Here is a 14,916-nt window from a genome sequence, read left to right as displayed (position 1 = left end):
TTTATACTAAGCATCATATTTCAGCACCACATCCCCACCAACCGGGTAACCGGTACAGGTAAGCACGCGGCCGTTTGCGATCTCTTCATCGAGCAGAACATCATTATGCCACATCCATACTTTTCCCTGGATACAGGTTGCAGCACATGCACCACATTGGCCGCTTTCACAGCTATAAGGCAAAGGGATGCCCAGTGCTTTTGCAGCCTGCAGAATAGTAACCGGGTATTCCGTACTGAACTGCCAGGTATCATTGTTTGTTTGTATAGTTATATGATGCGGTTCCTTATCAGGAGGCGAAGGTCTTTTGGCGGGCTTTTCAACCTGGAAGAGCTCTTTGCGGATATTGGCAGGCAATATACCCCGACCTTGCAGCACAATCGTAATCATACGCATATAATCGAATGGGCCGCATAAATAAAAGCCGGGAGTGCTGTTTTTTTCTGTGCCGAATTGCGTTAAAAACCGTTCAATAAAGCCTGCATTCAATCTTGCAGCAGACAAATCTGCTGCAGTGCTGAATAAGAAGTGAATCCGGAAACGTTCATTGAATTCATTTTCCAGCAATTTTAGTTCCTTATAGAAAATAGTGGTTTCAGGAGCTGTATTGCTATAAATGAGAAAAACAGGAACATCAGCATGTTGATGCAGAATAGTTTTGATCAGTGCATATACCGGCGTGATACCGCTGCCGGCTGCAAAGAAAACAATGGGTTTACCGGGAATCATGAATGGGGGTAATGTAAAGAACCCTGAAATCCCGGCTACCAGAAGCATATCTCCTTCTTTTGCCTTATCGATGAGCCAACGTGAATATTCACCGTTTGCAATTCTTTTGACTGTAATACGCAAAGGTTCATTCAGTGATGGTGCAGATGAAATGGAATAGCTCCTCCGTACTTCTTCGCCGCCTGCTTTGAAGAAGACAAAAGTGAGGAACTGGCCTGGTTTATATTCTACCGGAAAACCATCTGCAGGCGCCAGTTCGAAAGACCTTGTATCAGGTACTTCAGTAATGATCTTACGGATATAAAATTGCCTGTACTGACCTGGCTGCTCCATATTTAAAGTTAGGACAAATAACTCACTCCTGTTTTTTCACACGGCCATACATCATCAGCAATCCTGTTACCGCTACAATTGTGGCCAAAACTATAAACCATGTTTCACCGGAATTGTATTTATATACAAACATGCCTGTTATTCCGCAGGCTATATTATGTAATGCAGTGTATGTAAAAATAAACCCGGGAAGTCCTGCTTTCCTTGAAAATAACCTGATTAACAGCAACAGGATTGAAATGGCAAATACTCCCACCATCAGAAACAAGTACCATATTGTTATACTGAACCATTTTCCAAGTGAGGAGTGATCGGGATAAGAGCTGGAAAAAAGCAATACGGTAATAAGACCAATAACCGCTGATGAAAGCAAGATTTGTTTACCTAACCGATTTTTTTGCATGGATCAAATTATAACAAGCGCTTAATAGATAATGTACTTTATTTACGGCCGGTCTGATCAAAATGCCAGTGCGATTTATACCCGGACGACATAAAACAAAAGGTGCGGAATATTACATACCGCACCTTATATGATCAGATTTATAGCGTTTTATTAAGCCTGCTGCATTAACTCTACGCTCCTGTTGATGAAACTTGTAAGATCGTTGCCCTTGAGCAGGCCTTGCGAAAGCAAGGCGAGATCGGCGAGGTTTCTAACCTGTTTTTGCTGCAGGTCAGCATTTTCCTCTTTCAGTAATGTCTGGTAGATAGGATGATTACCATTTACGGTCAATGTTACTTCATCCGGCATCTGCGCATAGAAAGCCGTCATTCCACCCCCAACGCCGGCCATATCTTTCATCCTGCGCATGAATTCGGGGCGGGTTGCAACAACTGGTGCTGTGGTAGCACTCAATCCTTTTACTTCCGTTGTAACATGCAGTTCAGGAATCTCTATGGCAAATAATTCTTTTAATTTAGTTGATTCTTCTGCACTTAAGATGCTGTCGTTGCCTTCCTGTTTATCGATCAGGTTGTCTACTATATCAGCATCAACACGGACAAAAGTTACATTATCCCATTTCATTTCCATGGTATTGATAAACGCAGCATCTACCAGCGTTTCCATTTTTACCACCACATAGCCCTTTTCCCTGGCTGCCTGAACGTACGCATCCTGTTGTACCGGGTTTGTTGTATAGAGAACAACGGTTTTACCTTCCTTGTTTTTCTGAAGAGTTTCAGTGGCTGTTTTATATTCTTCGAGTGTATGGAATTTGCCGCTTACATCTTCCATTACCAGGAATTTGTTGGCTTTTTCAAGGAACTTATCGTCGGTCATCATACCATACTTCACAAAAAGTCCGAGGCTTTCCCATTTTTCTTCGAAAGAGCTTCTTTCATTACGGAATATTTCTTCCAGTTTATCCGCAACTTTCTTTGTAATGTGTGCGTTGATCTTTTTAACATTCGGATCTCCCTGGAGATAGCTTCGGCTCACATTCAGCGGAATATCAGGACTGTCGATTACACCATGCAGCAGCATGAGAAATTCCGGAACGATATCTTTTACTTCATCTGTAACAAATACCTGGTTGCTGTATAACTGGATCTTGTCTTTCTGTATCTCGTAACTCTGTTTGATTTTCGGAAAATACAGTACACCTGTAAGATTAAAAGGATAATCTACATTGAGGTGTATCCAGAACAGCGGTGTTTCACTGAAGGGATACAGTTCTTTATAAAATTTTTCATAATCTTCCTTGCTCAGTTCCGACGGTTTCTTAACCCACAAAGGATCGGTATTGTTGATCGGTTCCTGTTCCTCTTCTTTTTCTACACCTGCTTTTTCAACGCCTGCTTCTGAGAAGAATATAGGTATTGGCAGGAATTTGCAGAACCTTTTCAGGATACCCCGGATTCTTTCCGCATCGAGAAATTCCTGGCTTTCTTCATTGATATGAAGTACGATCTTTGTTCCCCTGTTATTATAATCTACATTGTATAATTCAAATTCGGGGCTACCGTCGCAGCTCCAGTATACACCACTCTCGTCTTTAAAACTTTTTGAATACAGTTCCACTTTATCGCTTACCATGAAGGCACTGTAGAATCCAAGACCAAAATGACCAATGATATTGGCGTCTTTGTATTTGTTCATGAATTCTTCAGCTCCGCTGAATGCAACCTGGTTGATATACTTATCAACTTCTTCTGCGGTCATACCAACACCACGATCAATGATGCTCAATGTTTTTTCTTTGGCATCCAGCACAACATCTATTCTCAACTCTCCCAGTTCTCCTTTTGCTTCCCCTATGGAAGACAAGGTCTTTATTTTCTGGGAAGCATCTACTGCATTACTTACCAGTTCGCGAAGAAATATTTCATGATCGCTGTAAAGGAACTTTTTGATTATCGGAAAGATGTTCTCTGTCTGTACCCTTATCTGGCCTTTTTGCATAATAATTCTTTTTGTGGTGCAATATCAAAGAAAATACCAAAGCAGCCGCACTGACAGGATGACACACTGACAGGATAAAATAGTTCAATTCCCGATAATTTTTACATCATCCAGCCGGAATGTGGTAGTATGTTTGCCAATTGTGCTTACCGGGTCTCCGCCTTCATACCTGAAAGCAATATATACATTACCGGCATAGCTGTTCAGATTTATATTCCCTGAGTTAACCCAGTTGGCTGCTATGTTGGTACTGCCTTTGGATATCATTGCCGCCAGCTGAGTCCATTTGGCTTTCCAGGGCGTACTGCCACCATCATAATTGGTGGAGATCAATACCTGCAAAATTGCACCATTGTCATATCCATCTTTAGTTTTGCAGGACAATATTTCGTTGGCGGAATTATTCAGGTTGATGGCCGGGGTTATCAGCCAGGTAATCACCGAGGGCTGACCGGTTGCAAAAGCAGACAGTTCAGTATATCCATTGTCCCCTGCTTTTTTTGACATGAATTTCCGGTCTCCTGCTTCAGCTATATTTTTCCAGCCCTGCAAGATAAGTTCTGTATCTGCTATTCCGGTTTCGAAATCCTCATTCAATAATGTTTTAGGGCCGGTACCGGTACAGCGCAGATCATTCATCTGAATGTCGCTGGTATCCCGGATCAGCAACTGTTTTTCCGTTTTATAGACTGAATATACTGCTGTAATGCTTCCATTACCCCTTGGGGTGTTGATTCCGGCAAATCTTGCATAAGCACTTGTGCGTACATAAATGCTTCCACCGCCACAAACCTTCAAGGTATGATTGACAGATTGTTTGTTGACAATATCTGCGTAGGGTTTTCCGGTATCAGACGCAGCAAACTCTATCTGCTCTAACCTGATCAGCTGGCTCTGGTACGAATCATTCAATTCATCTATGGTTATTGTTTTGGGTTGAACCGTCCCTGAGTTTCCCGCCTTTACAATATAACGCCCAAATAAAGCTTGAGGAATACCTGATAAAGATGGATTCGAGGCAACTGATCGGTCAACCCCAGCTCCCAGTTGAATATTTCTTCCGTAATCACCCAGCCAGAGCCCTTTTAACCTGATCAGTATTCTTGTTCCCGCCGGATACTGGTTATATAATGAATATCCTTCCATTTTTACGGTAATCCCGGCGGTTGTATCCTGGATCACCAATGCTTTATAAAAATTATCGCGGCTATCATCAGCAGTAATGATTCCTTCAATAATTGAATCATCCATGATCTGCTCAAAACTACCTGTGACATGCAAATTTCTTAATGTACCAATGGTCATATTTGAGCGAATGGCCGGGCCAGTATATGGCGGAGGTTCATCGAATTCTTTATTGCAATAAAAAGAACTTATAATCAATGGAAATAAAACCGACGCGTGTAACCAATAACGTGATGTAATTTTCATAGGTGGTATTATTAAAATCTGTAAGTAATGCTGGCGAAAAAATTCAACCCGTTTGCATAGAAAAATTTGGGGGGATATCTGTCTACATCCTTTTTATCTGTATCGAAGCGAAGTTGTTCATAGCCTCCGGAAATATTCTGGTTATTCAGGCAGTTGTTAATACCAACATTAGTCGTTATTCTAGCGTAACCATTTTTAGCCGCTCTTTTTAACTGCCAACTGGTCCCGGCCGAAATATCGATCGTGAAATTATCCGGGAGCTTTAATTGCTTAATGATACTGTTCCATTGTTCACTCTGTGGTTCTACTCCTTCCAACGAACTATATGTTCGTCTGATGGGATTGAATTCGAGCCAGCAGGATCTTGTATAGCTTCCTGTTACCGTTGCGAAAAAAGCACCGGTGGATTGATAACGAAATTCCAATCCATATACTTCCTGCGGTGTGCCGGGAATTCTGAAATACTGCGTATAAAGCGGTTCCCTCGATACGATATAGGCATCGTTATCCAGGCTTACAGTTACCTGCGGCCTGGAAGTATAGTAATATCTTCCGATTGCTGCAGCTAGTCCCGCAGTCCATTTTTTATTAAGCCTGACTTCTGCGCCCAGCTCAATACCTACATGTTTTTTATTGATGGAACTGATCGCATAATTAACAAATGTCTGATATTCGTCATGGTAAAAAGACAACACATTCAACCCTTGCCTGAACACTGTGATATAACCTGAAAAACGAAGCCTGAATAAGGGACTGTTTATAATATACCCGGCTTCGGCATTTTGTATCGTTTCATGATTCACCTCTTCCTGACGTGTATCTCTTGTACGGGGCGATATGAAAATATTATCTGCAAACGGAGCTTTCGAGAACAGACCTGCATGCAGATAAAAATACCTCCGCCCATCTATTTTATAGGTAATGCCTGCCTTAACAGCAGGATCAGAAAAATGCAGCATTTCTGATTCTCCTAACGAATTGCCCGGAAACAGTCCGTTACGGACATAACCAACTCTCTGCACCTGTGAATAGCTATAGTCCAATGCAAGAAAAAAGTCTGTCTTTTTTCTCATCCATACCGTCTGCAGCCAGGCATTTGCATAGCGCATTTTGTATCCATAATCATATCCGAATTTATCCCCTTTATAAATCAATCTGTTGGGATGGTCCAGATCATGCTGCAGCGCATCAGGATCGTTGGGAAAGTCTCTTTCCGCAAACTGGTTATGATTGACATAAAAGTCGCCCCCGAGCAGGTCTTTTGCTTCTTTGTAATATCTGTTATTTTGCTGCATCAGTTGCACACCGGTGGTAAGAGTAATATTGCCGGTCAGGTTTGTATGTAATATAGCTGCCATGTTTAACGCATTCAGTCTGCAGATTCGTTCTTCCTGGATATAATGCGACCTGAGCCCGGATATAGTATACCCGTCTCTTCCATTTGCATTTAACACTGATTCGCGTGAATTCCTGTTGACATCATACATTTTGCCCCAATCCAGCTGGCTTACTGACTGATCTGTTCTGTATGCTTCAGCCGTTGCCGCTTTCAAAACAGAGTCCTGCTGAAAACCCGGCAGATAACGGTAATAATCCGGTCTCGGATCTGCCGCTTTGTACCATTCAAGTCCTGTAATACTTCTGCTGCCTGCGATAGAACCAAGTATGAGATTAAAAGTGGTGAGGTTGTTTATCCGCGATTCATGTCTGAGTATAGCAACCGGCATATGAGTTTTACCTGTATTTGCATTTCGTTTCTGATCTCCCTGATATCCCCAGTTCGGATTATATTTTTTTCCAAGCAACATAGAAAGCTCATTAACGACAGCTGATTGTTTGCCGTTTTTTAATGGTGCTCCGAAAACTACAAGGGAAAGGGATTGCCTTGGATTAAGCTGTTTTTCTATACCAGCAAAATAGCTCCAGCCATCATAGAATGTAGCCGGAATGGCACTTTCATCCGCATACCTGCGGCTTCCGCTGAAAGAAAAGGCCCAGCCATTTTTCAGTTTTCCGGTATGCCAGGTCATCATCCACCGGTGTGTATATGCCCGGTTAGATAAAGAGTAGCTCATTTTTGTCTGATTGGCAAACTGCCCCGGTGTTGCCTGAATTGCTACGGTATTTCCGACATTTCCAAAGCTGAATTCATTGGGTTTCAGAAATTGAGACGTGGTATTACGCATTACATCATTCAGTCCATTCCAGAGACTCCAGGGTGTGCCACCGTCATCAAGCAGGTTCATGGGAAGGCCGTTGAGAGTAGTTCTGAAATACGCAGCATCATAACCTCGCATTCTGAAACGCGAATTACCGAAATGAAAAGCTGCGATACCAGAAAAAGGATCTCTGTCTGAACTCAGTATGGAAGGTATATATTGCTCATTTCCGCTGCTCCTATCATTCTCATTTAAAAGAACAGCAGATAATTCATCTCCTCCGGCATTGTCTTTTTCATATATAAACATTGTATCCCGGAATTGTTTTTTTACCGGGTATGCACGTTTTCTTTCCTGTGCACCGGCAACACCAACAACAATGCTGCAAATCATACTAACCAACACATATTTCATCATACCAGATTTGTTTACGGATCAATTATTTGATCTGAGGGTAAAACTACCAGCGGCCACTCCGGCCAGCCCGCCGTTCATCACAACTGCGGCAATTACGCAAGAGGTTAAAAGCTTAAGAAATCTATGTTTACAAAAACAAAGACATGGTGCGTATTTCCTTTTTATACTGGCTGTTATCTGTTCCGGTTTTCATGTGTGCGCAGGCTAACCGGTTTAAAGTACGGGTGATCGCTTTTTATAACCTCGAGAATCTTTACGACACAACGGATAACCCTGTTGTAAATGATGACGATTTCACGCCTGCCGGCAATAAGCGTTATACTAGCAGGGTATATTCGGATAAACTTGAAAAACTGGCTTCGGTGATCAGCAGAATAGGAACAGAATCATCGGAGGCCGGAGCCGTAATTATCGGTGTAGCTGAAATTGAAAATGATACTGTACTTCTGGATCTATGTAACCAGCCTCTGCTTCGTCAAAGGCAATACAGGTTTGTTCATTACGATTCCAAAGATATCCGCGGAGTAGATGTTGGTCTTTTATATCAGCCTGCTTATTTTATACCAATTGAATCCGAACCACTCTTTGTTCCTTTACCAGGGAAAAGTAAGTCGGCTGCTTATACCCGCGATATTTTATATGTCAGGGGCTTGCTGGATGGAGAAGAAGTGCATATCTATGTCAATCACTGGCCCAGCCGGCGTGGCGGGGAAGAACGGACAAGCATTGCACGTGAAGCTGCTGCTGCTGTATGCCGGTCCCATATTGAGCGGATCTGCCTGGCCGATACAGCTGCGAAAATCATTGTGATGGGAGACCTGAATGACGATCCGTATAATTCCAGTATTACGAAAACATTGAAAGCCAGGGGCAAGCGTTCCGATCTCCGGGCCGGCGACCTCTTTAATCCCTGGGATTCACTTTACAGGAAAGGGATCGGTACGCTGGCACACCATGACAACTGGGGTTTATTCGATCAGATTATCCTGTCTCAATCCTGGTTAAATGCACCTGAAGGTTTCTTTTACTACCGGAATCACATATTTATGAGACCTTATATGATGGAAAATGCCGGGCGTTATAAAGGTTATCCTATGCGAACCTGGGATGGAGATAATTACAGAGGAGGTTACAGCGATCATTTTCCCACTTATATTACTCTTTTAAAACCGTCAGGTAAGGGCTCTGTACCTTAATTTTGTCTTATTGGTTGTTAAAACCACTGGTTCCGGAATAAAAAGGCTGTTTTGACCACTAAAAAGTACTGATTTTCTTCCTGTTTTAAGCCATTTTCCCTACTTTTGCAGCCCCAAATCTGTTTTGGCAGATTTTCCGCACAGCGGAATCCGATGGGAAAAAACCAATTTAAAAACCTCAAAATTCAAGTAATGAACAATTACGAATTGATGGTGATCTTTACCCCGGTACTGTCTGAAGAAGATTTCAAAGCTTCTCAGAAAAAGTACGAAGATTTCATCGCCGAGAATGGTGGTGGAACTGTACACAGTGCTCCATGGGGACTGAAATCACTGGCTTACCCTATCCAGAAAAAAACAACCGGTATCTATTGGATACTGGAGTACACCGGTCCTTCAGATCTGAATGAAAAACTGAAGATTCAATTGCTGCGTGATGAGCAGGTAATGCGTCACATGGTTACAAGACTCGATAAATACGCCGTCGAGTACAACTATAAGAAAAGAAATGGCGGATTTGCTGTAACTGAAAAAACGGAGGGTTAATATCATGGCAAAAAATGAGATCAAATACCTGACCGCAATCAAACAGGAGAAGCCAAAGAAAAAATTCTGCCGCTTCAAGAAATACGGTATCAAATACGTTGATTACAAAGACATCGACTTCCTGAAAAAATTCGTGAACGAACAAGGTAAACTGTTACCTCGTCGCCTGAGTGGAAATTCACTGAAGTATCAGCGTAAAGTGAGCGATGCTGTTAAAAAAGCACGTCAGATGGCTTTACTGCCTTATGTAACAGATTTGTTGAAATAAATAATTAGTTAACCATCCCTAATCCCGCCTGGCGGGAGACAGCTGAGGATCAGATCTGCAGCTGGGCTTGGGACTAAAAAGCAGAACATGCAAGTAATATTAATTCAAGACGTAGACAACCTGGGTGGCCGCAATGAACTGGTTACCGTAAAAAATGGTTATGCTCGTAACTACCTGATCCCTCAGAAATTTGCTGTTGAAGCAAATCCTTCTAACCTGAAACAACTGGAAGAACGTCAGAAAGTTCAGGCTAAGAAAGAAGCGATCATGCTGGCAGAGATCAACAAAGTGATCGAAGTACTGAAATCTTCACCTGTTAAGATCGGCGCTAAAACCGGTACCAGCGGAAAGATCTTCGGTAGCGTAACTTCTTTACAGGTAGCACGCGCTATCCGTGATCAGAAAGGCTACGAGATCGATCGCAAACGTATCTCTATCGTTGATGAAGTAAAAGAATTAGGTACTTATAAAGCTTCTATCGACTTTGGCAACGGTAACGTTACTGAAATCGAGTTCGAAGTAGTAGGTGAATAATTTAACTACACCTTATCAAAAGAAAGCCTGTTTTTAACAAACAGGCTTTCTTTTTGTTCATCCCTTTAAGTTCCTTTGGAGGATGAAATGCAGGATGCCGATCATAATTAGTTTTTTCCTGGTTATATGCACTGCTCTCCAGGCTCAGGAAATCAATAATGATAACCTGTACACCAGGGAAGGTATTTTTATTACGAAGAAAAGATTACTGATTGCTTCCTGTCTTAAATCTTTACAGGCAGATAAAGATGATCCGGATGCAACTAAAATCTGCGATTGCCAGGTTTCACTTCTCAATAACAGATACACCCGCAAAGAAGTTGAAGCATATACGGTGATGTATAAAGAACAGGCTCTTATCAGACTGATGGAAGCAGATAGTAAACTGCAACAAACAATTCCAGCCTGCGTTGAGAAAGATTCATCACTTAATCTATTTGCTATTCCTGCTTTTGTACAGTCATTTCGTCCTCGTCTTGCAACCAGTATCCGGCAATCTTACAAGCAGGAAATCTCACAGTCTAATTTACAAGAGTATTGTAATTGTGTAATGGATGTATTTACTAAAAGAGGATTTACTCTTCGTGATGAAAAGAGTCTCTCCGATCCGAACTCTCTCTTATACAATGAACTTGCCTATACCTGCGGAAGCCCGGTGAGAGGTAAAGAAGACGCTGGTTATATCTGGCAATATCCTTCGCAATCTTCTGTTGTTGGTAATAAGCTCACAGATACTATTCAAACAATACAAATTGCAAATACTACCAGGGTAAAAGTGCGGATTGGCAAAGATGAATATGTGTGGCTTCTGGACAGCGGGGCTTCAGACCTGCTGGTTTCAGGCACTTATGCAAAACAGTTATTACAGGATGGTTTACTGAAACAAGATGATCTTATTGGCAATGGAAATTATTTACTGGCAGATGGCCGGGAGATTGCCTGCAGGCGCTACCGCATCAATGGCATACAGATCGGGAGTTATATTCTGAATGATATTGTGCTGGCTGTTTCCGATGAAGTACGCCATTTTTTGCTGGGAAAATCGGTTTTGAATAAATTCAGTTCCTGGACAGTGGATAACAGGCTGAACGCACTGATCCTGGTAAAATGACGTTTTAGCCTTATATTCAACTATTTAGAAACGTATCGTTTTATATCAGCAACCAGGAATCCTCCAGGATTTCAGTAAATAGTGTCAAATCGGTAAAAAAAAGTTGGCAATTCTATAAAATCCATAACTTCGGTAGTCCAATGACAGTTCTTCCATATCTCAGAACGTTTTCACGTAAATGTTTCAGGATTTTTGGTTACTGATTTCTCATTGGTTTTTTGATCACTTAATTTTTTTAAAGAAATGAACATTTACGTTGGAAACCTGAACTGGAACATGACCAGCGACGACCTGCAAAACCTGTTTACTCCTTACGGAGAAGTAACAAGTGCAAAGATCGTTACCGACAAATTCAACAACGACCGCAGCAAAGGTTTTGGTTTTGTTGAAATGTCTGACGATGAAGCAGCACGTACAGCAATCAGCAATTTGCATGACACAGAAGTTCTGGGTCGTAAGATCGTTGTAAACGAATCAACTCCACGTCCTGAAGGCGAAAGAGGCGGCTTCAAGAAGAAGAGCTTCGGTGGCGGCGGCGGTAGCCGTGGTGGTGGTTATGGTGGTGGTGGAAGCCGTAACGGCGGTGGCGGTTACAATCGCGATCGTGGTACCGGTGGTGGTGGATATAACAGGTATTAATATTCCAAACATCTCATCCGTAATAAAGTCTGGCTGTAAAGGCCGGACTTTTTTTATGTGTGTGTGTTTGAGGGAGAGTGAGGTCGGGGGGAGGGGTATGCCTGGGGGTCATGGTGAGGGGGAAGTGGTGGTGTGGATGATGGGGATGAGGAGCTGTGAGTTGGGGGCATAAAAAAAGCCCGGTCAGTAAACTGAACGGGCTCAATGAATATGGCAGCTACCTACTCTCCCAGCAAAATGCAAGTACCATCGGCCATGAGGGGCTTAACTTCTCTGTTCGGAAAGGGAAGAGGTGAACACCCTCGGCAAAACCACCATAAGAACTTTACTGACACATACAACTCTTATCATACTGTCAGCGTAATAAGTTACATATTGGGAAGCTAATTTCGACCATTACAAGAAAAAAAATAAAGCTTACGGGCAATTAGTACTACTCGGCTTTGCTGTTACCAACTTTACACCTGTAGCCTATCAACGTCGTAGTCTTCGACGACCCTTAAAAGTAAACTCATCTTGTGGAAGGTTTCACGCTTAGATGCTTTCAGCGTTTATCCTGTCCGTACATAGCTACTCTGCATTGCACCTGGCGGCACAACAGATACACCAGCGGTACGTACGACCCGGTCCTCTCGTACTAAGGTCATGTCCACTCAATTTACTAGCGCCCACCACAGATAGGGACCGAACTGTCTTGCGACGTTCTGAACCCAGTTCACGTGCCACTTTAATCGGCGAACAGCCGAACCCTTGGGACCTTCTCCAGCCCCAGGATGTGACGAACCGACATCGAGGTGCCAAACCTTACCGTCGATATGAGCTCTTGGGTAAGATCAGCCTGTTATCCCCGGAGTACCTTTTATCCTTTGAGCGATGGCCCTTCCATACAGAACCACCGGATCACTTTAGCCAGCTTTCGCTCCTGCTCGACGTGTTTGTCTCACAGTCAAGCACCCTTTTACTAATGCGCTCTGCGTACGATTACCAACCGTACTGAGGGTACCTTTGCGAGCCTCCGTTACTTTTTAGGAGGCGACCACCCCAGTCAAACTACCCACCATGCAATGTCCCCAGTTATGGGTTAGGTTCTAAGCAACAAAAGGTTGGTATTTCAACGTTGACTCCACAATGCCTGGCGACACTGCTTCATAGTCTCCCAACTATCCTACACATTTGTGGCTCAAAATCAATGCAAAGTTGTAGTGAAGGTTCACGGGGTCTTTCCGTCCCGTGGCGGGTAACCGGCATCTTCACCGATACTACAATTTCACCGGGCTCGTGGAGGAGACAGTGTTCAACTCATTAGACCATTCGTGCAGGTCGGAACTTACCCGACAAGGAATTTCGCTACCTTAGGACCGTTATAGTTACGGCCGCCGTTTACTGGGGCTTCAGTCAGGAGCTTTGGCTTGCGCCGAACACCCTTCCTTAACCTTCCAGCACCGGGCAGGTTTCAGGCTCTATACGTCATCTTACGATTTTGCAGGGCCCTGTGTTTTTGTTAAACAGTTGGTTGAACCATTTTACTGTGACCACATCGCTGTGGTACGCTTTATCCCGAAGTTACAGCGTCAATTTGCCTAGTTCCTTCTCCACGGCTCACCCGAGCGCGTTAGAATACTCATCCCGTCTACCTGTGTCGGTTTGCGGTACTGGCTGCTATGCTCGCTTTTCTTGGCAGGGATTTTATTGTTTCGCTTCGTCCGAAGACTCCACTCAGCGTACACTTCCGTCCGTACGCAACAACCACGTCCCTGCGTCACTTTTAATGCATAGCAGGTGAAGGAATATTAACCTTCTTTCCATCAGATGCCCCTTTCGGGTTTTCCTAAGGACCAGACTAACCCTGATCCGATTAACGTTGATCAGGAAACCTTAGACTTTTCGCGTTAAAGTTTTTCACTTTAATTATCGTTACTTATGCCTACATTTTCTTTTCAAATCGCTCCAGCATACGTCGCCATACACCTTCTGTGCAGATTTGAATGCTCCCCTACCACTTCAGACAAGCTGAAATTTAGAACTTCGGTTCGTAGTTTGATGCCCGATTATTTTCCGTGCAGGATCTCTCGACCAGTGAGCTGTTACGCACTCTTTAAATGAATGGCTGCTTCCAAGCCAACATCCTGGCTGTTATAGAAATCCCACCTCGTTTGATCAACTTAACTACGTATTAGGGACCTTAGTTGCTAATCTGGGTTATTTCCCTCTCGGCCCTGGACCTTAGCGCCCAAAGCCTCACTGCTGCAGATATTTATTAGCATTCGGAGTTTGTCAGGGTTTGGTAGGCGGTGAAGCCCCCTAGCCCAATCAGTAGCTCTACCTCTAATAAACTTCTAAATGCAACGCTGTTCCTAAAAACATTTCGGGGAGAACGAGCTATCTCTCAGTTTGATTGGCCTTTCACCCCTATCCACAGGTCATCCCAAGACTTTTCAACGTCAACGGGTTCGGTCCTCCAGTGTGTGTTACCACACCTTCAACCTGCCCATGGATAGATCACAAAGTTTCGCGTCTGCCCCCACTGACTAGTCGCCCTGTTTGGACTCGCTTTCGCTGCGGCTCCGTTAAATATGAACTTAACCTCGCCAGTGAGGAGCAACTCGTAGGCTCATTATGCAAAAGGCACGCCGTCACTCATATTGCAGAGCTCCGACCGCTTGTAGGCGCACGGTTTCAGGTACTATTTCACTCCCCTGTTCGGGGTGCTTTTCACCTTTCCCTTACGGTACTGGTTCACTATCGGTGTCTGAGGAGTATTTAGCCTTACCAGATGGTGCTGGCAAATTCATGCAGGATTCCTCCGGTCCCGCATTACTCAGGATACCACGCGTCCTCGATAATTTGCACTTACAGGGCTATCACCTGCTATGGCTCATCTTTCCAGATGATTCAGTTTGATATCGATTTCTAAATGTGGTCCTATAACCCCGGATCGGCACGCCGACCCGGTTTGGGCTCTTCCCTTTTCGCTCGCCACTACTCAGGGAATCATTCTTATTTTCTTTTCCTCCCGGTACTTAGATGTTTCAGTTCTCGGGGTTGGCTCCCTTGCGGGTGCTGCATCTTCAATACAGCAGGTTGTCCCATTCGGAAATCTACGGATATAACGCTCGTGTGCAGCTCCCCGTAGCTTATCGCAGCTT

At 43.6% G+C, this 14,916-nt stretch carries 11 protein-coding genes and 2 rRNA genes; 6 read left to right on the top strand and 7 right to left on the bottom strand.

The window, feature by feature from the left end; translation table 11 throughout:
• Positions 1 to 6: 6 nt before the first annotated feature.
• From B5D42_RS03130 to B5D42_RS03110, 5 genes are all read right to left on the bottom strand, one after another.
• Complete coding sequence (locus B5D42_RS03130; protein WP_078830002.1) at positions 7 to 1,062, bottom strand: ferredoxin--NADP reductase; 1,056 nt, start codon at positions 1,060 to 1,062, stop codon at positions 7 to 9.
• A gap of 22 nt (positions 1,063 to 1,084) precedes the next feature.
• Positions 1,085 to 1,465, bottom strand: a complete 381-nt coding sequence (locus B5D42_RS03125; RefSeq protein ID WP_139366963.1) for a hypothetical protein — start codon at positions 1,463 to 1,465, stop codon at positions 1,085 to 1,087.
• A gap of 153 nt (positions 1,466 to 1,618) precedes the next feature.
• On the bottom strand, positions 1,619 to 3,469 hold the full coding sequence (gene htpG / locus B5D42_RS03120) for a molecular chaperone HtpG (protein ID WP_176112886.1): 1,851 nt from the start codon (positions 3,467 to 3,469) through the stop codon (positions 1,619 to 1,621).
• An 84-nt stretch (positions 3,470 to 3,553) separates the two neighbouring features.
• The gene (locus tag B5D42_RS03115; protein WP_139366962.1) at positions 3,554 to 4,774 is read right to left on the bottom strand and encodes a DUF5689 domain-containing protein; all 1,221 of its coding nucleotides are present in this window, start codon (positions 4,772 to 4,774) and stop codon (positions 3,554 to 3,556) included.
• Between the two features lie 137 nt (positions 4,775 to 4,911).
• Positions 4,912 to 7,476 (bottom strand): TonB-dependent receptor, encoded by a 2,565-nt coding sequence (locus B5D42_RS03110; protein WP_139366961.1) that lies wholly within the window; start codon positions 7,474 to 7,476, stop codon positions 4,912 to 4,914.
• A 143-nt stretch (positions 7,477 to 7,619) separates the two neighbouring features.
• Here B5D42_RS03110 and B5D42_RS03105 point away from each other — a divergent pair, with 143 nt between their 5' ends.
• From B5D42_RS03105 to rbp, 6 genes are all read left to right on the top strand, one after another.
• Complete coding sequence (locus tag B5D42_RS03105) at positions 7,620 to 8,672, top strand: endonuclease/exonuclease/phosphatase family protein (protein WP_139366960.1); 1,053 nt, start codon at positions 7,620 to 7,622, stop codon at positions 8,670 to 8,672.
• A 192-nt stretch (positions 8,673 to 8,864) separates the two neighbouring features.
• Positions 8,865 to 9,218 carry a 30S ribosomal protein S6 gene (rpsF, locus tag B5D42_RS03100; protein WP_078830471.1) on the top strand — a complete coding sequence of 118 codons (354 nt, stop codon included), beginning with the start codon at positions 8,865 to 8,867 and terminating at the stop codon, positions 9,216 to 9,218.
• A gap of 4 nt (positions 9,219 to 9,222) precedes the next feature.
• On the top strand, positions 9,223 to 9,486 hold the full coding sequence (gene rpsR / locus B5D42_RS03095; protein WP_078829995.1) for a 30S ribosomal protein S18: 264 nt from the start codon (positions 9,223 to 9,225) through the stop codon (positions 9,484 to 9,486).
• Positions 9,487 to 9,573: 87 nt separating this feature from the next.
• Complete coding sequence (gene rplI / locus B5D42_RS03090) at positions 9,574 to 10,020, top strand: 50S ribosomal protein L9 (RefSeq protein ID WP_078829994.1); 447 nt, start codon at positions 9,574 to 9,576, stop codon at positions 10,018 to 10,020.
• Positions 10,021 to 10,114: 94 nt separating this feature from the next.
• Complete coding sequence (locus tag B5D42_RS03085) at positions 10,115 to 11,131, top strand: retropepsin-like aspartic protease (protein ID WP_176112885.1); 1,017 nt, start codon at positions 10,115 to 10,117, stop codon at positions 11,129 to 11,131.
• Positions 11,132 to 11,374: 243 nt separating this feature from the next.
• Positions 11,375 to 11,770, top strand: coding sequence for an RNA-binding regulator (rbp, locus tag B5D42_RS03080; protein WP_078829992.1), 396 nt, complete (start codon positions 11,375 to 11,377; stop codon positions 11,768 to 11,770).
• 208 nt (positions 11,771 to 11,978) lie between these two features.
• Here the strand turns inward: rbp and rrf are convergent.
• Both rrf and B5D42_RS03070 read right to left on the bottom strand, forming a co-directional pair.
• A 5S ribosomal RNA gene (gene rrf, locus B5D42_RS03075) occupies positions 11,979 to 12,089 on the bottom strand.
• Between the two features lie 87 nt (positions 12,090 to 12,176).
• A 23S ribosomal RNA gene (locus B5D42_RS03070) occupies positions 12,177 to 14,916 on the bottom strand; the annotation flags it as partial.

This window comes from Sediminibacterium ginsengisoli (assembly GCF_900167075.1).
Lineage (GTDB): Bacteria > Bacteroidota > Bacteroidia > Chitinophagales > Chitinophagaceae > Sediminibacterium > Sediminibacterium ginsengisoli.
This window is presented reverse-complemented; position numbering and strand designations above follow the sequence as displayed.